This window comes from Enterobacter sp. DSM 30060 (assembly GCF_013375955.1).
Classification (GTDB): domain Bacteria; phylum Pseudomonadota; class Gammaproteobacteria; order Enterobacterales; family Enterobacteriaceae; genus Enterobacter; species Enterobacter intestinihominis.
Window position 1 is genome coordinate 2246059 of sequence record NZ_CP056118.1, and the last position, 20018, is coordinate 2266076.

Sequence of the window (20018 nt, forward strand, 5' to 3'; positions counted from 1 at the left end):
TTGCCGGGTGGCGCTGACGCTTACCCGGCCTACGTTCGAGGACGTTGTAGGCCCGGTAAGCGCTAGCGCCACCGGGCTTTTTTATTTACCCGATAATGCACGCGGGAACAGAACGTTATTCTCAAGACTGATGTGTTCCATCAGATCGTCGATCATCTCGTTGATGCCGTTGTACATCGCTTTCCAGGTGGTGCACGCCTCTGGCGGCGGTGTGACATTGTGGGTGGTGTGTTTGATCACTTCCAGCAGTTCTCCGGCGTCATCATGTTCGCTTTCCATCACGCTGATTGGCCCCATTGCCTGGCTGCCCATGCCCTGTTTGATCATCGGGAAGAGGATCTGCTCCTCTTTCATCATGTGGCTGGATAGTTCTTCGTGCAGCATGGTCAGGTATTTCGCCAGGCCGCGCGGTACGGAAGGTTTATCGGCGTGAACGCGCTCAACTTTGGTGGCCTGTAAAATCAGCTCCGGCAGCTGTTCGCGGTGACGGTCGTGGTAACGCACAATGATATGGTCGATGATTTCAGCCAGCGGCGCGGTGCGCCAGTCTTTGTCGACAGGCTGTTCTGCCAGCTTAGCCAGCTCCGCTTCGATAGCTTCTACATCCAGCTCTTTACGCGACGCTGCGCGCGCCAGCGTTTGCTTACCGCCGCAGCAGTAATCCATATCGTATTTACGGAACAGCGCTGAAGCGCGAGGGATGGAGAGCGCCAGCTCGCCTAAGGGTTGGTCGCGGAAGGCCATAGCAGTTACCTCATCATCAGGAATATAAGATGCATTTTAAATGCATCTTTATGTGGATACTATAACCCTTTAGAGGCAAGGGTAAAAATGAGAAGGGGATCACAAAAAAATCGTGCTTTTAACTTGCTGATTGAATGCAGAAAAGGGCTTTCGAAAGTTTTTAAAGGTGGAGAAACAGTAAACAACCTGCCGCGCGTGCCGATAGATACAGGTCAGACAATACCTGTATATAAAAAAGGCAACGCATGTTTAAACGTATAAAAGTCATTACTCTTTTGATTTCGGTGCTGCTTGTGCTCGGCATCATGCAACTGATCTCCGCTGGCATTTTCATTAATGCGCTCAATAACGACAAAGAGAACTTCACCGTTTCTCAGCTTTCCAGCCAGAACGTCGCGGAGTTTACCGACGCCTGGATCAGCCTGAATCAGGCGCGTGTTACCCTTAACCGCGGCATGCTGCGTCTGCAAAGCAGCATGGCGTCGCAGATTAACGGCGGGCAGCTGAACGAGCTGGTCAATACCGCGAAAAACCTGCTGGCTGATGCCCAGACACATTACGATAAATATTACGCGCTGCCGGAAACGCCGGGTATGGACGAGCACCTGGCCGACAGGCTGGAAGAGCACTACCGCATCTACTCCGCCACGCTGACGCAAATGAACATTCTGCTGGGGCAGGGCAATCTGGAAGATATGTTCAAACAAAATGCCGAACAGAAGCAGACCGCGATGCAAAAGGTCTATCGCGAATGGCGCGAGGCGCAGGCCGCGCTCACCGACAAAGGCATCAAAGACAATGAAAGCGACTACAAACGCATTCTGTGGATCCTCTCTGCGGTGATGCTGCTGGTGATCGCGGTGATTATTTCCAGCTGGATTGCGATGCGCCGCGTGCTGCTGCTGCCGCTGGAAGAGGTGATCAGCCATATCCGCGCCATTGCGGCAGGGGATTTAACCCAGCCGATTCAGGCTGAGGGTAAAAATGAAATGGCGATCCTGGCGCGCAACGTTCAGGAGATGCAGACTGCGCTGGCCAACACGGTGGGCGTGGTGCGTGAAGGCGCAGATACCATCTACACCGGCGCGGGTGAAATCTCGGCGGGCAGCAACGATCTCTCGTCTCGCACCGAGCAGCAGGCCGCTTCTCTGGAAGAGACGGCAGCCAGCATGGAACAGTTAACCGCCACCGTGAAGCAAAACGCCGATAACGCGCGTCAGGCGTCGCGTCTGGCGCTGGACGCCTCCTCCACCGCGAAGAAGGGCGGAAATGTGGTAGAAGGCGTGGTGCGCACCATGGACGAAATCGCCACCAGTTCCAGCAAAATTGCGCAAATTACCAACGTAATCGATGGCATTGCCTTCCAGACCAATATTCTGGCGCTGAACGCGGCGGTAGAAGCGGCGCGTGCGGGCGAGCAGGGGCGTGGCTTCGCGGTTGTCGCGGGTGAGGTGCGTACCCTTGCCCAGCGCAGCGCTCAGGCGGCGAAAGAGATCAAAGCCCTGATCGATGATTCCGGCGAGCGCGTTAACGCGGGCTCTCAGCTGGTAAATGAAGCGGGCGCGACGATGGCAGAGATCGTCAATGCAGTTACGCGCGTGACGGACATCATGGGTGAGATTGCGTCGGCCTCCGACGAACAGAGCCGCGGTATCGACCAGGTGGGCCAGGCGGTGGCGGAGATGGATCGCGTTACCCAGCAGAACGCCTCGCTGGTGGAGGAGTCTGCGGCGGCGGCGGCGGCGCTGGAAGATCAGGCCGCGCGCCTGAACGACGCGGTGGCGGTGTTTAAGATCACCCGTAACCAGGCGGTGAAAGCCGCGCCGGTAAAGACCTATGCACCTAAAGCGCAGCCCGTAGCGGCGTCTGAAGCGAACTGGGAAACGTTCTGATACTGTGCCGGGTGGCGCTGACGCTTACCCGGCCTACGGTTTTGTAGGCCCTGCAAGCTAAGCGCCGCTGGTCGAAAAGCTCACCCCTCCGACGCCGGAACGACCATCGGTTTTTCCGGCTTCGCTCTCACCGCAATCACCACCCCAACGACCAGCAGCGCGATCCCGCAGGCCGTTAGCAGCGGCGGCACGCTCTGGCGCATCAGGAAGGTATAGAGCAGCCCGGCCAGCGTTTCAAAGACAATCAGCGGCCCCAGTATCACCGTCGGCAGCTTCTGGCTGGCAATGTTCCAGCACAGCGCGCCAACCCACGAACAGAGCACGGCAATGGCGACCATTAACCCGACGAATACCCACGGGCGCGGTCCGAAGGGCAGGGCGAAATCCGGATGCTGGCTACCCAGCCAGATACATGCACCCACATAGCCCAGCAACGAGACAGGAAGCGTGACCAGAGCCTGCGCCGTCGCCCACATCATCGGATGCTTATCCGGGTTTTCCCGCAGCCAGCGTGCGTTGCGCAGGGCATACCAGGCCCAGCAGACAACCGAAATAACCGCCAGAAAGATCCCAGAACCGTAACGCCACAAGCTGAAGTTTTCGAGGCCGTGGCGTAGCTCGGCAATATTCACGCACACCAGCCCCACGGCGATGCAGACCAGCGCAGGCACCATCTTTGACCACGCCAGTTTCCCGTCTCGCTGGCTATAAAGCAGGTTTGCGAAAACCGGAATGACCACCGGCAGCGTGCCGATAATCATGGTCGACACCGGCGCACCGGTACGCTGAATGGCGCTCGCCAGGCAGACGTAGTAGATAAGATTACCCATCATGGTCAGCCACAGCGCGGTGAGCCAGTCCTGGCAACTCAGCTGGCGCAGACGCGCACGCCCCAGCCATGCCAGCGGCACGGCAATAAGCCCCAGCGCCAGATAGCGTCCGGTCGACTGCAATATTGCCGGGTACTCCGGCACAATCAGCGGGCCGACGAAAATCAGCCCCCACATCAACCCTGCAAGCAGGGCATACAACACGCCGCTAATCATCTTTTCGTCCACAGTAATACATGTTGTAGCCAGTGTAGGAGGCACAGATGCACGCGTATTGTATGAGGTTGCGCATTAGCGCTCAGGGAACGTAAAGACATGGGGCCAAAGCGTCAGCCGCCAGGATACTTTTTCCGTGGTTTCAGTTTAATCCTACAAGACATACCTATAAGACCTACAGGCTTCGAAGGACGGTGTCATTACTATAGTCGACGGATTTTTACGACCACGGCATAACGTCGGTTTTCATATCCTGCAATCAACGACGTGGGACGATGAGAACGATCGGCCTATTTTACAGGAAAGAAGATGCAGGAAGTCATATGGTCCGAACAGGTGATGCTGACAGGGCGTTCCCGTATTTCTATCAGCGGAGCCAATAATGTATTTTGTTCCGCGCTGATGGTGCTTTTCAGGAATATTATTTCGCCAGACATTATTACCATGCCAGAGATCCAGGTGCAGGTCTTTGTCGGAATGACGCTGCCACAGGTGTTCGTATGGCGGATGAAGGAGGATGCGGCAATGGAAGGGAAGATCCCTCGTATTGTTTTCTGTACTGACTCTTGCTTCCGAATGCTGTCAGGGACCAGCGGATATGAACGAACACTGTTCATTACTCCAGATACCAGCATTTATGCGGTGGCTGAAATAATCAGACGCTGGATTGCCGGTTACGCCTCGCACGCTTCGGACAACGTTCTGCCTCTGCTCACTCGATGTGATAACCGAACCATGCAAATGCTGGAAAAAGATATCCCACTTCCTCTTGAGGCCAGACGGCTCTTTCGCTCGGTAAAAACGCTTTATTGTCAGCGCGCTTTACTGTCGGACCGGATCGGGACGCACAGCCGTCAGGAATTATATCTAAAAGCGCGTCTGATACTCAGTCAAAGCCAAACATTAGCGCTTGGTTAGGCTCAAGGTTCATGACGAGAGATCGCTTACCGCATCTTCAAGACGTAGCGCAAGCTGAAGGCAGAGGCTGATGGTTTTCCTGTCTGCGGCTTCTTCCAGTTCAGTACATAAGTCAGCCAGCGAATCGTTCTTCAGAAGATAAAAACCGCCTTTCATCAGGTGAGCAAGTTCGGCGATCTGCAAGAAATCTTCCGCGCTGATAGCGTCGTGCAAATCGCTGATGGTGACGTCGAGATGCGCTAAGCAGGAGTTAAATACATGCTGGTCGACCCGATCTTCCGCTTTTGCGCATGCGTTTGTGGCGGGCTGGATAGCGCTGGCAAATTTGCTTAATGCGAGGGATAGGGTTTTGAGCGAAACGGGTTTAAAGAGGCATTCCGTCATCCCGGCCTGAAGACAGGCTCCTCTTTGTTCATCGCGGGCATCAGCCGTCAGGCCGATAATTACAGTATCGCTGTTTTCCTTACGGATTAATTTTGTCAGCTCAATTCCTGAGATATACGGCATATTACAGTCAGTGATAATAATCTCGGCACCGGTGCTTCTCCACTGAGCATATGCGTCACGAGGATCGCTACATTCGATCACGACGTAGCCAAGGTATGACAGCTGCTTATTTAACAGCATGAGATTTGGGTAAAAATCATCAACGACAAGAACGGTGGCTGAGCTGTTTTGACGCTGGATATCTATAACCTCTGCCGCAGCACGCTTGCTCTTCTGTTGGCTTACGCCCACTTTTAACGTAATGTCGACTCTGGTTCCCACGCCCGGTTGACTATGAAGTTGTATGCCTCCACCCAAAGCTTCACAAAGCCGGCGAGAGATGAGGAGTCCAAGCCCGGAGCCTGACTGATGAGAATAGCCGTTAATATCAGCCTGGGAAAAAGGTCGGAATAATGTCTGTTGCCCTTCAGGCGATATACCGCAGCCCGTATCCGTTATGGCAATTTGCAGCAGGGCGACGTCTGTGACTTGAGAATTAACGCATTCTACTGCGACACGCACTTCGCCTTCATTCGTGAATTTGATGGCATTACTGATGATATTGCTGACAACCTGTCTGAACCGAAGCTCATCTGTTGTCACAATGATGTCGTCGAGCTTTGCTGGATATAGGAGTACAAGCTCGATACCGTTGTTGAACGCGCCAGGCCTGAATAAGGAGATAATCTGTTCAATGGTTTTTCTGAGCTCCATTTCTGTATAATGAATAACCAGTTTTTCAGATTCAATCATGGAAATATCAAGGATATTACCAATAAGTTCCTGTAGTACGTTTGACGAAGAATAGGCGACGTCGAATGCGGTACTGTCTATGATTCCATCGTGGAGTTTTTTTGTTCCAAGCTCCAGCATACCGATAATGGCATTCAGAGGCGTTCTAATTTCATGGCTCATGGTGGCAAGAAAAGTGGATTTTGCTACATTCGCCCTTTCAGATTCCTTCCTGGCTGCTCTTAGGCTCTCTTCCATTTCGATTCTCGACGTGATGTCAATCCAGCCGCCAATAACGCCATTTACGCGGCCTTCGGCATCCAGGAATGGCACCATCCAGTGATATATCACGGCATCAGGGCGCCCATCGCTGAATGTAATTGCCCGGTCTTTCGATATTGATACCTTATCCCGTAACACGCTGAAGAAATCCTGGCGGTATGTTTCAAGAGACGAAAGATGTGAGGCCGTTGTATTTTCATACTCAGCCTGACTAAAAGCGTATTCCTGTTCGATATGGAAATCTTTTAAAGCTTCCGTATAGGCCTCATTAAACGATATGAGCTCTGCATCTTTATTACGAACATACAGGGGATTCGGCGTGCCGTTGATAAGCGCGTTTGTCAAAGCCAGCTGATCGTCCAGTTTTCTCTGGGTCCGCTGTGCATGTCGAACGTGCTTTCGAAGGACAAGCGCCCAGCCGGTGGAAATCATGCCCAGCAGGAGAAGGACTATTACCGTGTAGAGAATGGCGGTTTTGTTTGCTTCGGGAAGTTGCGATTAAGTGGTCCGCAGCTCCCGATATGACGCCCCAAACCGTCCTTTATCGACGTCCTGTGGCTCAATTTTCCAATTTTCAGCCCAAAATCGTCTCTTCGTGGCTGATTTTGGCCCTGTTTCAGGCCAATTTCCTCATTTCAGGTAGATCTCGCCTGTGCCCGTATCAATTGGTCAACTCGAACCAGGTTCGCCAGGGTGAATAACATCGCCAGTTGACTGTCATTTTTAGCCAGCCCCTTGTACCTGGCTTTGACGAAACCAAACTGACATTTTACTATCCGAAATGGATGCTCAACCTTCGCTCGGATACTCGCTTTCAGGTATTCGTAACGGATGGCCAGCTTGTTCTTGCGCGGGTGTTGCTTCAATGCATTCACTTTGCCGGGACGCTTGGCGATAAGCCAGTCTGCGCTGACATCGCTGAGCTCATCGCGCTTTTCGGCCCCCTGATAACCAGCATCGGCTGAGATAAATTCTTCATCGCCATGCAGTAACTTGCCAACCTGATTGAGGTCGTGCTCGTTAGCCGCCGTGGTCACCAGACTGTGGGTCAGGCCACTTTTGGCGTCCACGCCAATGTGCGCTTTCATGCCGAAGTACCACTGGTTACCTTTCTTGGTCTGGTGCATGTCTTCATCACGGCTGTTGTGTTTGTTTTTGGTAGAGCTGGGGGCTTGAATGATGGTGGCATCCACCAAGGTGCCCTGGGTCATTAGAACGCCACACTCTGCTAGCCAGTGATTAACGGTACTGAAGATTTTGCGGGCCAGTTCATGCTGCTCCAGCAAATGCCGGAAATTCATGATGGTAGTGCGGTCTGGAATGGCTTTATCCAGTGACAGGCGAGCAAATTGGCGCATGGAGGCGATTTCATAGAGGGCATCTTCCATGGCCTCATCGCTCAGGTTGTACCATTGCTGCATGCAGTGAATACGCAGCATGGTTTCCAGCGGATAGGGCCTGCGACCATTACCGGCCTTGGGATACACAGGCTCGATAACGCCAAGTAATTTGTCCCAGGGAAGCAAGTCATCCATTCTGCCAAGGAAAACTTCTTTGCGGGTCTGGCGGCGTTTACTGGAAAACTCACTGTCGGCAAAAGTCAGTTGCTGGCTCATCCGGTTACTCATTCTGGGTTCAGGTTACAACACGATGATCTCACATCTCGGACTTATTCGCACCTTCCTTCGATGAAACTTGTTTTTGAGGGCGCGGCGGTCCATTTCGTGGTGATATCGTCGAGTTCAGATCCGGCGAGGTTCTTTAATGATTTATTGATTATTTCATACAAAATTTCATTGTGCGCGGAAATGCCCAGGGAAAGTTTGGCAAAATTTCCATCAACTATATCGTCTATGGCCAGGGAATATTGATGCGTGTGTGTGTAATAATTAGCGGAGACAAAATTATCAAGTACGGCATCGACTTTGTTACTGCCTAATAAATCATAGGCAGCTGCCGTCGAAGATACAGGCACAACGGTATGCGAAGTGAGATCATAACCCTCGAGATGATTAACATCCATAAAAGTCGCGATCCGGCGAGCGCGTGTAGGCACTTTTTTTAGGCTCTCACCGTGACGAGTAACGAAAACAAGAGGAAACTGAATGAAGCTTCGGGTAAACCGATATCGCGTATCGGTGTTGTATACGGAGCTGGCAAAGCCAACGATCTCATCAGGGTTAATGTTCTTTGATGACGGGTTTTCTGGCAAAAATGCAAACGTGACGTTAAGCATTTTGCCAATGAGACTAAATACATCAGGGATGATGCCAGTAAACGTACCGTTAGCATACTCTGAAAAAGGTTGCGCGGTTGTTGGCAGCTGAACATAAAACTGCTTTTTACCTTGTAACCACCGGGCTTCCTTTTCGGTGAGATATTGTGGTGAACCCGGCGTGATAAAATCACTGGATTTATCCCAGCCCCTTATGAATTCTGACAGATCTGACTGGGATATCTTTTGTAGCCCGGATTTTATGATTTGTCTGGTTTTTATATCAGAGTTACGTATTGCGAAGTATACTTTTCCTTCTGCCTGGTCAATGGTATTAAGCTGGCGACTGACGTGAAGGGTGTTGAAAACGCTATTGTTATAAAAATAACCAGCACTTATTGCATCACCCACATAGATATCGTTTTTATGGAGGGCGACAGAGGCAAGCGCATTCAGTACGGAATCGTAGCGGTTTATTTTTGCTTCAGGATAGCGCTCTTTTATAAACTCATCAGAAATAAACCGATCAACGATGGCAATCGTCTCGTAATCTTTTGTATCGAGTTTATTTTCCGCGGGTGCGATTTCAACTATTTTATTCGTTGAAATAACCGGGAGATAAGAATACCTGGATTTTTTCGTTTCAGTTACCGGACCAGTGGTCGTGATCGCATCAATAGACCCTTCTGCCAGCGCGTCAAAAGCAGCGACAGCGTTATCGAAAAGGGTGACAGAGAAATGGATATCCGAATTATTACGGATTGTCCGCAGTATGTCGGCATTGATCCCATCAAGGTATTCGCCATTAATAACGATATCGAAAGGCGGATAATCGGGTCTGTAAACACCCACCTTCAGAGATTGCTTATAAAAACGCTGGATGGTTGTATCGGGGTAAAGTTCCAGAGACAGAGATTTGTCGCTCAGTGGTTCCGCACAGGCGTACAATGGCAATAAAATAAGCAGCAGCTTAAAGTGAACCCATCGCTTCATTCAATCTTTTCTCTTTTAGCAATCTCGATCAAATCAACCAGTGTCGTAACGCCCATTTTTGTCATTATCCGGGTTTTATAGGTACTGATTGTTTTGCTGCTCAGGCACATGCTGTCTGCTATTTCAATATTTTTCATTCCAGCAATGATTTTACGCAGTACCTCTAGCTCGCGGTTTGTCAGTGAGGATGATTTTCTTGATGTAAAATTGTTGGCATAGCTTATATTTGGAAAAAATGTAAAACCAGAATTGATGGCTTTGATCGCCGCTGAAACATCTTCCATACCCTCATTCTTTGTCAAAAATCCAGACACGCCGGACATCATGCATCTGCTGGCATAGAGTTCCGCTGACTGTGAGGTGAACACTAGGATTTTTGTATTAATCTCTGCTTTTCGCACCGCCGCGATAACCGACATCCCATCCATGTTAGGAATACCAATATCCAGTATGACGATATTGTATTTCCCTTTTTTTATCTGGTTTATAGCCTGCGCACCGTTATCACATTCATCCACATGAGTGAAGCCTATCTTTTCTAATGTCATTTTCAATGCCATGCGGACTGAAGGATGATCGTCTACAACAAGTGCGGTTTTCATACTAACCCTTAATATAATCGGCAAGCGATGCATTATTCTGATGTTAACGCATTAGCCTGGTTCATTCCACTGGTGCGGCGACAAACTGGCTGTAGGTTGAACCCGTGCAGTCAGTTCATTTCAAATCAGGCTTCACCAAAACAACCTGAATGCGTAAAATGTATATAACGTGTTGAATAATAGGTTGTTAAATCGTTCTGTTTACTTGCTACTTAACGCTCAGTATAGCCATTTTTACTACAGAACGAGGTGTCCCTTTTCGCTTTCACGTGTAAGGTTTTTCCTCTTTTTATCGTCACTGACTGATTTCCGTAACACGCAACTCTCCACGCAGGATTGTGGGACTTTTCCTACGTACATTGTCGCCAACGCTGATGTTATCCATTCGGCTGGTAAAATAAAATACAGTCAGTTCGATGTTGACAGGAAAACAAATGAAATTACATTTTTTAAAAAATGCGCTACTGCTGCTTTCAATAACGCTTTTTACCGGCTGTACGGCTAATTCATGGATTGATGCGGTTGGAAGTGTGTTAGAGGAGAAAGATAAATATGAGAAAGACTCGCGATCCAAAAGAATTAAGGCTGCCAATAAGGCAGCAGGCTACTAGATTATTTCAGGCGTGGTAAGCGTTTTTGATGGTTTTTCATTTTTTATCTGCACCATATTAATAGCCACAGCGAGCTGGCGATTATGTTTGTCTTACGATCGAACGTTAATGTAATAATTGTGATAAAACTATTTTTAGTCTGCTTAATGGCGGTGTTTGCACTAATGGTTGTAAACCCAAGCGCGATCTTTGGAAACAGGAGTAATGAAGAAATCAATGAAAGCGAAGACCATTATCGTGCTCAGGATTTAGCCCGGCAAAAACCGGTTTTATTTGTGACCGGCTTTAGATGAGGAATTATAATTCTTGAGTTGAATGTAACATTACTCTATTATTGATACGCTATTTGAGTGATCGCGCGTGTATAACAAAAATGCCTGATAACTCATTTTATTTCAAAGGGATAAAATAAAGACATGAAAAAAAGAGCGATAGTATTATTCAGTATGGCGTTAACCGCATGCTCAGCAAATAACTTGAACCAGGGCGCTGAACGGGTACGTATTACTAATACTGAACCAACCGGCAATTGTACATTCCTGGGGGAAGTGACGGGCAGCCAGGGAAACTTCTTCACGGGTGGATGGACGTCAAACTCTAATCTTGAGACTGGCGCACGTAATGATTTAAAAAACCAGGCTTACAGTATGGGGGGTAACGTTGTCGTTATTCTTACGCAGCGAGCAGGGCAGACCGGGAGCGCCTACTTCGGCTCAGGTTCCAGCCAACAAACTAACGTCACGCTAAGCGGTACAGTGTATCGCTGCAATAACTGATAAATAATCTAAGCACAGTATTTAACGTGCAATAAAGCCCTGAGCCGTTAAGCGCGGCGAAACCTGCTTCTGGTAGCGCACGGGCGTAATGCCGTAGCGGCGGGTAAAGGCGCGGGTCAGGTGAGACTGATCGGTCAGCCCCGTTGCGGCGGCCACCTCGGCGGCAGGCATGCCGTGGGTGAGGAATGCTTTGGCGCGCCACAGCCGGATGGCCATCAGCATCTGGTGTGGGGTGACGTGAAAATGGGCCTTAAACTGGCGCTGGAAATGGTACGGGCTGAGCGACACGACGCTCGCCAGTTCGTCCAGGGTGAGCGCGCGCATATAGTTGTCGTGCAGATAGTCGCGAACGCGCTCGAAGCGGTGCGCGCCCTCCCGGGCTACCGGCGCGTGACGGGCCAGCGGCTGGAACGTCTCAATCAGATCCAGCAGCAACCCTTTTTGTGCCAGCGCATCGTTCGTATGCCAAAGGCCGTAAATCAGCTGGCCAATTTGCTGCGAGCGCAGCGGGTCGTGGCGGGTCACGTCGCTAAACCACCAGTGGCGAAGGCCGGTGACTTCTTCCAGCAGGTCGGGTTCGATATAGACCATCCGGTAGCGCCAGCCGCCTTCGGTGGCGGATTCGCCCGTGTGGATCTCGTCCGGGTTCATGGTCACGACCGATTTTTCAGCGGCTAAGTGTTGGGTTCCGCGGTAACGGAAGCGTTCGGCGCCGGTTTCAATGGTGCCGATACCGAAGGCTTCATGCGTGTGAGGCTCAAAGGCGTAGTCAGCAATATGCGCGTGATATAGCTCCAGACCCGGCAACTGCGCCAGATGGCGAAAGCGCGCGCTGTCTCTCTCATCAGTAAACTGTTCCGGTACGCCTTGCACGGTGAGCCTCCTTGTGGGTCATCGCTTCATTATCCGAGATGACCCGAAGGGATGCCACAAAAAATAACCAATTCTTAACAATTACAGAATGGCTTTGATGCTCTCCGCCAGCGGCGTGGTCGGACGGCCAATCAGTTTGCTCAGGGTACGGCTGTCGTCAAACAGGCCGCCTTTGGACGCGCCGGTATCGGAATCCGCCAGCATCTCCGCCAGCCCGGCAGGCAGACCAACGCCTTTCAGTGCAGCGGCATAATCGGCTTCGCTGAGGTTCTGATACGTTACCGGCTTACCGCTCTGCTTGCTAAGCTCCGCAGCCAGTTCGCTCAGCGTCCAGGCATTGTCACCTGCCAGTTCATACACCTTGCCGGCGTGACCCTCTTCAGAAATCACTTTTGCCGCAGCCGCCGCGTAATCCGCACGGGTCGCAGAGGCAATTTTGCCTTCGCCTGCGGCACCTATAAATACGCCGTGTTCCAGCGCTGGCGGCGCGCTTGCCAGGTAGTTTTCGGTGTACCAGCCGTTGCGCAGCAGGGCGTAAGGCACGCCTGAAGCCGCCAGTGCATTTTCGGTTTCGACGTGCTCAACGTGCAGACCCAGCGGGGATCTGTCCGCATGCAGCAGGCTGGTATAGGCGATGAATTTCACCCCGGCGGCTTTGGCGGCGTTTATCACGTTCTGGTGCTGTACGGCGCGCTGGCCCACTTCGCTGGAGGAGATAAGCAGCAGCTTATCCACGCCGTTCAGGGCGGTGGTGAACGCGGCCTGGTCGGTATAGTCCGCCTGACGTACCACAATTCCCCGCTGGCTTAAGGCGTCGGCTTTTGCCGGGTTACGCACAATAGCCACGATCTGGCTGGCCGGAACGGTTTTCAGCAGTTCTTCAATAACGTGTTGGCCAAGCTGGCCGGTTGCGCCGGTAATCGCGATCATGATGAATCTCCTTCGTGTTTGTCTGGTGTTGTGGCACACTATCACCATAACTAACTTTTAGTAAGTACGCACAAAAAGGTAAGTATGAAAACACCGATACCGACGCTCAGCGAGCAAATGCGCGATGGCAATCTCTTCGCAGAACAGTGCCCGTCACGGGAAGTGCTCAAACATGTTACCAGCCGCTGGGGCGTGCTGATCCTGGTGGCGTTACGTCAGGGGACGCATCGTTTTAGCGATCTGCGCCGCAAGCTGGGCGGTGTGAGCGAGAAGATGCTGGCCCAATCGCTTCAGGCGCTGGAGCAGGACGGGTTTGTCGATCGCGTTTCTTATCCGGTTGTGCCGCCGCACGTGGAATATAGCCTGACGCCGATGGGGCTGGAGGTGAGCGAGAAGGTGGCCGCGCTGGCTGACTGGATTGAGGTGAATACGCCGAAGGTGATGGCGAATCGGGACGATCGTGCGGCATGAAATGCCGGGTGGCGGCTTCGCCTTACCCGGCCTACCCGCAATCCTCGATCCCGTAGGCCGGGTAAGCGCAAGCGCCACCCGGCACAATCATCGCTACCTGCTCAAATCCACCTGATAAATCGCGAACCCAATATCATCCGTCGCGACCTGTTTCATCGGATACTGTGCCTTATCCTTGATAAACGCGGCTGCTTTATCGGACGGTGATGTCTCAAAGCGAATATCCAGCGTCGTGTCGCTGTGGATCGGTGCCAGACGCCAGTTGTTATCCACCGCCGGATGAATTTCACCCGCTTTTTTCGACTCCGCGCTAATCCACGCCGCCAGCACCGAACGGTTCTCATCCGGCGAGGCAAAGGCGATGTGGCTGTCACCCGTACCGGCAAACTTACCGCCATAGGCGCGGTAGTTGTTGGTCACCACCAGGAAAGAGGCATTCGGATCAATCGCTTTGCCGTTGAAGGTCAGGTGTTTAATGCGTTCTGCCTGCGGATTAATGGCCTGACATTCGCCGTCATATTTCGCGGGCTGGGTTACATCAATCTGATATTCCACGCCGTCGATCACGTCGAAGTTGTAGGTGCGGAAACCGTCCCAGTTTATCAGCGACTGCGGTTTGCTGCTGTGCGGATCGATCTGGTTGAACTGCCCGGCAGAGCACTCCAGCCACTCCTTCACCTCTTTCCCGGTGGCTTTCACCACCACGAGGGTGTTGGGATAGAGGTAGAGATCGGCGGCATTACGGAAGGTCAGCTGGCCTTTTTCCACCTCAACGTAGCTGGCCGGATCGTTCTTACGCCCGCCCACTTTGAATGGCGCCGCGGCAGACAGAACCGGCAGATTGGCCAGATCCGGATCGCCCTGAATATAGTGCTCGGCATAGGCTTTCTGCGCCATGTTGACTACCTGCACGGTCGGGTCATCCTGTACCAGCGCGAGGAAGCTGTACATGTTATCAGCCGATTTACCGATCGGCTTGCTGACAAATTCACGCGTTGCGTCGTGGTCCTGCTTCAGGACGTCGACCAGCTTTTTATCTTCTTCGGCCAGGGATTTTTTTGCAGCGGCATCATAAATCGGACGCGCTTCCGCTTTCGACTGCGTGACTTTCCAGCTCCCGCTGTCGTTATTCAGCACCAGATCTACCACGCCAAGGTGGTCGCCCCACATGCCCGGCATCACCGATGGCACACCGTTGAGCGTCCCTTTTTCGATGTCCGCGCCTTTGATACTGGCGAAATCTTTGCCCGGGAAGACGGCGTGGGCGTGACCAAACAGGATCGCATCCACGCCCGGTACCTGGCTGAGGTAATACACGGAGTTCTCAGCCATCGCCTGATACGGGTCGGCCGAGAGGCCAGAGTGGGCCACAACGACCACCACATCTGCGCCTTTCGCCCGCATCTCCGGCACGTATTTGCGCGCCGTTTCGGTAATGTCGTTGACGGTTACTTTCCCGTCGAGGTTGGCTTTATCCCACGTCATGATCTGCGGCGGCACAAAGCCGATATAGCCGATTTTCAGCGTCTGTTTTTTACCGTCCTGGTCGACAACCTCGGTCTCTTTAATCAGGTAAGGGGTAAAGAGCGGCTTTTTCGTCTTAACGTCGATGATATTGGCATTAACGTACGGGAATTTTGCTCCTGCCAGCGCATCGTGCAGGTATTTCAGGCCGTAGTTAAATTCGTGGTTGCCCAGGTTGCCGACGGCATAGTCCAGCGTATTCATTGCCTTATAAACAGGATGGATCTCGCCTTTCTTCAGCCCCTTCGCCGCCATGTAGTCGCTGAGCGGGCTGCCCTGAATTAAGTCCCCGTTATCGACCAGCACGCTGTTTTTCACTTCACCGCGGGCGGCGTTGATCAAACTTGCCGTACGTACCAGTCCGAATTTTTCGACAGGCGTATCTTTGTAGTAATCGAAGTCCATCATGTTGCCGTGCAGATCGGTGGTTTCCAGAATGCGGAGATCCACCGTCGCTGCCTGAACGCTTGCCGCAATCAGCGTTGCCAGGAGCGTTGCGCTAAACTTAATCATCTGAGGAGTCCTTTTTTCGATCCAAGCCACAAAAGAGTATGTATGTAGTATTTGTTGCTTACAGAAGTGTGAATGCTGCCAGAAAAAAGAACGCTGAAACCAGAATTGCTTCACAGATAGCGGAATTGTTCACATTACGATATAACTAAAACAATAAGTTATGCCCACTGCGTTAACGAAGAGGTGGAGAATGTTAGATCAAATTTGTCAGCTCGCACGGGATGCGGGTGATGCCATTATGCAGGTGTACGACGGTGCGAAACCGATGGATGTTGTCAGCAAAGCGGACGACTCCCCGGTGACGGCGGCGGATATCGCGGCGCATACGGTGATCCTGAAAGGTTTGCAGACCCTGACGCCGGATATTCCGGTCCTTTCTGAAGAAGCGCCCCAGGGCTGGGACGAACGTCAGCACTGGCAGCGTTACTGGCTGGTGGACCCGCTGGACGGCACGAAAGAGTTCATCAAGCGTAACGGTGAATTTACCGTGAATATCGCCCTGATTGAAAAAGGAAAGGCGGTGCTTGGCGTGGTTTATGCCCCGGTGATGAAGGTGATGTACAGCGCGGCGGAAGGTAAAGCCTGGAAGGAAGAGTGCGGCGTGCGTAAGCAGATCCAGGTGCGAGATGCCCGTCCTCCGCTGGTGGTGATCAGCCGCTCGCACAGCGACAGCGAGCTGGAGGAGTACCTGCAACAGCTGGGGGAACACCAGACGACGTCGATTGGCTCGTCGCTGAAGTTCTGTCTGGTGGCGGAAGGGCAGGCGCAGTTGTACCCCCGTTTCGGGCCGACGAACGTCTGGGATACGGCGGCAGGGCATGCGGTGGCTGCGGCCGCAGGCGCGCATGTGCATGACTGGCAGGGTAAGCCACTGGACTACACCCCGCGCGAGTCATTCCTCAATCCTGGCTTCAGGGTGTCACTTTACTGAGTCAGCAGCTTATGCAGCAGGGCAACCACCTGCTGCACCTCATCCTGCGTCAGCGCGCCGTCCTTAACCCACTGTACGCGACCGTTTTTGTCCAGCACAACAATCGCTGAACTCTCTTCTTCCAGCTGCCATGCCTTACGCGTCACGCCGTTGCTGTCGACAATAAACTGCGACCAGGGATAGAGCTTCTTATTGCTCTCAAGGCTTGAGCGCACAAACATCCCGGAGCCGGGAATCGCGTCGTCGGTATTCACGATGGTGGTGGTCTGGTAGCGATCGTGCGGGAGTTTTGCGGCCTTGATCGCTTCCACGAGGGTGGCGTTTTTCTCTTTAGCGGATGTACGTCCGGCAATATGCTGTACAACTCTCACTTTGCCCGCAAGCTGCGCGCTATTCCAGGCTTTGTAGCTAAACTTATCATTGTCGAGAATCAATTCTCCCCGGTCAGCAATGCCGACCGGCGGGACACGTTGTCCTTTTTCAATGTTGTGTGCGGAAGCCATCAGCGGCAGCAACAGGCAAGCTGCTGCCAGGAGGTTACGTAGGGTCATGGTGTTTCCTTATTGTGAGCAGGTGATCCGACCACTTGGTCATGCGCTTTTAATCATAAGTGCGATCAATGGGCTTTTCCCGCAATCCCGATGCCAGTTTGCGGGCGAACGCACATATCCACGCAAAAACGACGGCATATACTGCTCTGTATCACGCATTGCAAAGATTATTCTGAATAATTGTAATCAAACGGTAAATAAACTTATGCACACTGGGTAAGTACGGGGTTCTGGTCTATAGTCATTGGGCATCAAAATTTGCGCTCAGGACAGTCGGGCCGATTGTGGCACCGCAAGGGCGTATGATTCGCAGGAGATACAAGAATGAAAATTTTCCAACGCTACAACCCGCTTCAGGTGGCGAAGTACGTGAAGATCCTGTTCCGTGGACGGTTGTATATCAAGGATGTTGGCGCTTTTGAGTTCGATAAGGGCAAAATCCTTATCCCGAAAGTGAAGGACAAACAGCACTTGTCTGTGATGTCCGAAGTCAACCGTCAGGTTATGCGTCTGCAAACTGAGATGGCTTAACCAACGTGCTATGCAGTAGTAGTTAAAAAGACGGCTCCCGATGGGAGCCGTTGATGTTTGTGGGACATACAAAGGGTTACGCCGACACCTTATCTTCCGCATCTGGCAGCTTCGGTACCAGCACGGTCGGTTTACTATCAATGCGCGTTACCAGCAGTTGGTCGATGCGGTAGTTATCAATATCCACCACTTCAAACTTGAAGCCAGAGAATTTCACCGAGTCGGTACGTTTCGGGATCTTACGCAGCATAAACATCATAAAGCCGCCGATGGTCTCGTAGTTTCCGGACTGCGGGAACTCGTCGATGTCGAGCACGCGCATGACGTCTTCAATCGGCGTACCACCATCGATCAGCCATGAGTTCTCATCACGCTGCACAATTTGCTCTTCCAGCCCCTGGCCGACCAGGTCGCCCATCAGCGTCGTCATGACGTCGTTGAGGGTGATAATGCCCACCACCAGCGCATATTCGTTCATGATCACCGCGAAGTCTTCACCGGCGGTTTTGAAACTTTCCAGCGCTTCGGAGAGCGTCAGGGTGTCCGGCACAATCAGGGTGTTGCGGATCTGCACGCCGCTGTTCAGCGCCAGGCTCTGGTTTGCCAGTACGCGGTTCAGCAGGTCTTTGGAGTCCACATAGCCGATGATATGGTCGATATCTTCGTTACAGACCAGGAACTTGGAGTGCGGATGCTGCGCCACTTTGGTCTTCAGGCTCTGCTCGTCTTCATGCAGATCGAACCAGATGATGTTCTCACGGCCGGTCATGGAGGACGGCACGGTACGGGATTCCAGTTCGAAAACGTTCTCGATCAGCTCGTGCTCCTGCTTGCGCAGCACGCCTGCCAGCGCCCCGGCTTCCACCACCGCATAAATATCGTCGGAGGTGATGTCGTCTTTACGCACCATCGGCAGCTTGAAGATGCGGAAAATGACGTTCGCCAGGCCGTTGAAGAACCACACCAGCGGACGGAAGACATACAGGCAGAAGCGCATCGGGTTGATGATACGCAAAGCCACAGCTTCTGGCGCAATCATACCGATGCGTTTCGGGGTCAGGTCCGCGAATAGAATGAACAAACCGGTGACCAGCGAGAAGGAGAGGATGAAGCTCAACTGCTCGGCCAGCTCTGCGGACATGTACTTTACAAACAGGCTATAAAACGCCGGAGAAAATGCTGCATCGCCCACGATACCGCCAAGAATGGCGACCGCGTTCAGGCCAATCTGCACCACGGTAAAGAACATGCCTGGGTTTTCCTGCATTTTCAGAATGCGTGATGCGTTGATGTTGCCCTCGTCGGCAAGCAGCTTCAGTTTGATTTTACGGGAGGCAGCCAGCGAGATCTCCGATATCGAGAAAAATGCACTGACGGCAATAAGACAAAGTATTACTAAAATACTGTTTAACATAGTTTATCCGGCTTCTCGCCAGATCCTCAGAAGGGGAGTTGATACCATTCGTGTGAAGACACATTGAACTCAGCTCGTAGCGTTGAGCCGATTATTTCAGCGGTAGTATAGCGTAAAGGCGTGTAAATCTGCCAGAGGTCACGTTTTCGGCAAAAAGTGGCCGGATGAAAAGGCAGTGAGTGGTTAAGTAATGAACTGACACTTTTGCTTACAGGTGCGCCACGCGGCTCGCGTGGCGCTGATGTTGTAATCAGTCCTGCTGTGGAGGCAGACAGACGCCGATGCCGCCAATGCCGCAGTAGCCGTACGGATTTTTATGCAGATACTGCTGGTGGTCGTCTTCGGCATAGTAGAACGGTTTCGCAGTAGCGATTTCCGTCGTGACCTGACGTTTATCACCGGCTGCCTGCATCGCTTCCTGGAAACGCGTCAGGCTGGCGTGGGCCGCAGCCTCCTGCTCAGGGGTGAGCGGATAGATGGCCGAGCGGTATTGGGTGCCGTGATCGTTACCCTGACGCATGCCCTGCGCCGGGTCATGGTTTTCCCAGAACACCTGGAGCAGCTGTTCATAGCTGATGACGCTCGGGTCATACACCACACGTACCGCTTCAGCATGACCGGTCTCACCGGAACAGACTTCGCGGTAGGTTGGGTTAGGCGTATATCCTCCGGTGTAGCCCGCAGCGGTGCTGTACACGCCCGGCAGTTGCCAGAACAGGCGTTCTACGCCCCAGAAGCAGCCCATGGCAAACAGGGCGATCTCCATTCCATCAGGAACGTTTGTCATTGAATGGTTGTTTACGGCGTGTAATGTCGCCACTGGCATAGGGGTGTTGCGTCCCGGTAACGCATCGGCTTGTGATACCAGATGCTTTTTATCAAATAAACTCACGGTGGGGCCTCCGGGGTAGCGTTGTTTCGGTTAAGGTTGTCACGAAGCGTTTAATTGAACACAATAAATGCGATGAATGAGTCTAGATTTA

At 52.2% G+C, this 20018-nt stretch carries 19 protein-coding genes; 7 read left to right on the plus strand and 12 right to left on the minus strand.

Annotated elements, in window-relative coordinates:
* Positions 1–81: 81 nt before the first annotated feature.
* Positions 82–744, minus strand: coding sequence for an iron-sulfur cluster repair protein YtfE (gene ytfE, locus HWQ15_RS10720; RefSeq protein WP_023299148.1), 663 nt, complete (start codon positions 742–744; stop codon positions 82–84).
* 245 nt (positions 745–989) lie between these two features.
* Here ytfE and HWQ15_RS10725 point away from each other — a divergent pair, with 245 nt between their 5' ends.
* Positions 990–2636: a methyl-accepting chemotaxis protein gene (locus HWQ15_RS10725; RefSeq protein WP_045307817.1), complete on the plus strand. Its 1647-nt coding sequence runs from the start codon at positions 990–992 to the stop codon at positions 2634–2636.
* An 80-nt stretch (positions 2637–2716) separates the two neighbouring features.
* Here the strand turns inward: HWQ15_RS10725 and HWQ15_RS10730 are convergent, their stop codons facing one another.
* Positions 2717–3682: a DMT family transporter gene (locus tag HWQ15_RS10730; RefSeq protein WP_032625208.1), complete on the minus strand. Its 966-nt coding sequence runs from the start codon at positions 3680–3682 to the stop codon at positions 2717–2719.
* A gap of 309 nt (positions 3683–3991) precedes the next feature.
* On the opposite strand from HWQ15_RS10730, the gene HWQ15_RS10735 reads away from it, so the two are divergent.
* On the plus strand, positions 3992–4600 hold the full coding sequence (locus tag HWQ15_RS10735; RefSeq protein ID WP_063148810.1) for a hypothetical protein: 609 nt from the start codon (positions 3992–3994) through the stop codon (positions 4598–4600).
* A 9-nt stretch (positions 4601–4609) separates the two neighbouring features.
* Here HWQ15_RS10735 and HWQ15_RS10740 read toward each other — a convergent pair whose 3' ends face one another.
* The 4 genes from HWQ15_RS10740 to HWQ15_RS10755 form a co-directional block, all read right to left on the minus strand.
* The gene (locus HWQ15_RS10740; RefSeq protein ID WP_176587386.1) at positions 4610–6532 is read right to left on the minus strand and encodes an ATP-binding protein; all 1923 of its coding nucleotides are present in this window, start codon (positions 6530–6532) and stop codon (positions 4610–4612) included.
* A gap of 203 nt (positions 6533–6735) precedes the next feature.
* A complete protein-coding gene (locus HWQ15_RS10745) occupies positions 6736–7716 on the minus strand; it encodes an IS5-like element ISEc68 family transposase (RefSeq protein WP_000082736.1) in 981 nt (326 codons plus the stop codon).
* A 53-nt stretch (positions 7717–7769) separates the two neighbouring features.
* Complete coding sequence (locus tag HWQ15_RS10750) at positions 7770–9308, minus strand: transporter substrate-binding domain-containing protein (RefSeq protein WP_176587387.1); 1539 nt, start codon at positions 9306–9308, stop codon at positions 7770–7772.
* On the minus strand, positions 9305–9910 hold the full coding sequence (locus tag HWQ15_RS10755; RefSeq protein ID WP_023305307.1) for a response regulator transcription factor: 606 nt from the start codon (positions 9908–9910) through the stop codon (positions 9305–9307). The genes HWQ15_RS10750 and HWQ15_RS10755 overlap by 4 nt, the downstream gene beginning before the upstream one ends.
* A gap of 434 nt (positions 9911–10344) precedes the next feature.
* Between HWQ15_RS10755 and HWQ15_RS10760 the strand changes: the two genes are divergently transcribed.
* Entirely contained in the window at positions 10345–10521 is a 177-nt protein-coding gene (locus tag HWQ15_RS10760) for a hypothetical protein (RefSeq protein WP_023305308.1), read from the plus strand.
* Positions 10522–10937: 416 nt separating this feature from the next.
* On the plus strand, positions 10938–11297 hold the full coding sequence (locus HWQ15_RS10765) for a DUF4156 domain-containing protein (protein ID WP_023305310.1): 360 nt from the start codon (positions 10938–10940) through the stop codon (positions 11295–11297).
* A gap of 21 nt (positions 11298–11318) precedes the next feature.
* Here HWQ15_RS10765 and HWQ15_RS10770 read toward each other — a convergent pair whose 3' ends face one another.
* Positions 11319–12170, minus strand: coding sequence for an AraC family transcriptional regulator (locus tag HWQ15_RS10770; RefSeq protein WP_023305311.1), 852 nt, complete (start codon positions 12168–12170; stop codon positions 11319–11321).
* A gap of 81 nt (positions 12171–12251) precedes the next feature.
* Positions 12252–13100 (minus strand): SDR family oxidoreductase, encoded by an 849-nt coding sequence (locus tag HWQ15_RS10775; RefSeq protein ID WP_023299152.1) that lies wholly within the window; start codon positions 13098–13100, stop codon positions 12252–12254.
* 84 nt (positions 13101–13184) lie between these two features.
* Between HWQ15_RS10775 and HWQ15_RS10780 the strand changes: the two genes are divergently transcribed.
* Entirely contained in the window at positions 13185–13571 is a 387-nt protein-coding gene (locus HWQ15_RS10780) for a helix-turn-helix domain-containing protein (RefSeq protein WP_022646846.1), read from the plus strand.
* Between the two features lie 93 nt (positions 13572–13664).
* On the opposite strand, the gene HWQ15_RS10785 is transcribed toward HWQ15_RS10780, so the two are convergent.
* Positions 13665–15608 carry a bifunctional 2',3'-cyclic-nucleotide 2'-phosphodiesterase/3'-nucleotidase gene (locus HWQ15_RS10785; protein WP_063148812.1) on the minus strand — a complete coding sequence of 648 codons (1944 nt, stop codon included), beginning with the start codon at positions 15606–15608 and terminating at the stop codon, positions 13665–13667.
* A 190-nt stretch (positions 15609–15798) separates the two neighbouring features.
* Here HWQ15_RS10785 and cysQ point away from each other — a divergent pair, with 190 nt between their 5' ends.
* On the plus strand, positions 15799–16539 hold the full coding sequence (gene cysQ, locus HWQ15_RS10790) for a 3'(2'),5'-bisphosphate nucleotidase CysQ (RefSeq protein ID WP_022646848.1): 741 nt from the start codon (positions 15799–15801) through the stop codon (positions 16537–16539).
* Here cysQ and HWQ15_RS10795 read toward each other — a convergent pair.
* Positions 16533–17090, minus strand: coding sequence for a YtfJ family protein (locus HWQ15_RS10795; protein ID WP_017383934.1), 558 nt, complete (start codon positions 17088–17090; stop codon positions 16533–16535). The two genes, cysQ and HWQ15_RS10795, sit on opposite strands and share 7 nt — an antisense overlap.
* Before the next feature lie 324 nt (positions 17091–17414).
* Between HWQ15_RS10795 and HWQ15_RS10800 the strand changes: the two genes are divergently transcribed.
* On the plus strand, positions 17415–17621 hold the full coding sequence (locus HWQ15_RS10800) for a DUF1107 domain-containing protein (protein ID WP_003856054.1): 207 nt from the start codon (positions 17415–17417) through the stop codon (positions 17619–17621).
* Positions 17622–17697: 76 nt separating this feature from the next.
* Here the strand turns inward: HWQ15_RS10800 and HWQ15_RS10805 are convergent, their stop codons facing one another.
* Entirely contained in the window at positions 17698–19035 is a 1338-nt protein-coding gene (locus tag HWQ15_RS10805) for a hemolysin family protein (RefSeq protein WP_022646849.1), read from the minus strand.
* A 250-nt stretch (positions 19036–19285) separates the two neighbouring features.
* Entirely contained in the window at positions 19286–19927 is a 642-nt protein-coding gene (msrA, locus tag HWQ15_RS10810; protein ID WP_003856057.1) for a peptide-methionine (S)-S-oxide reductase MsrA, read from the minus strand.
* Positions 19928–20018: the final 91 nt, after the last annotated feature.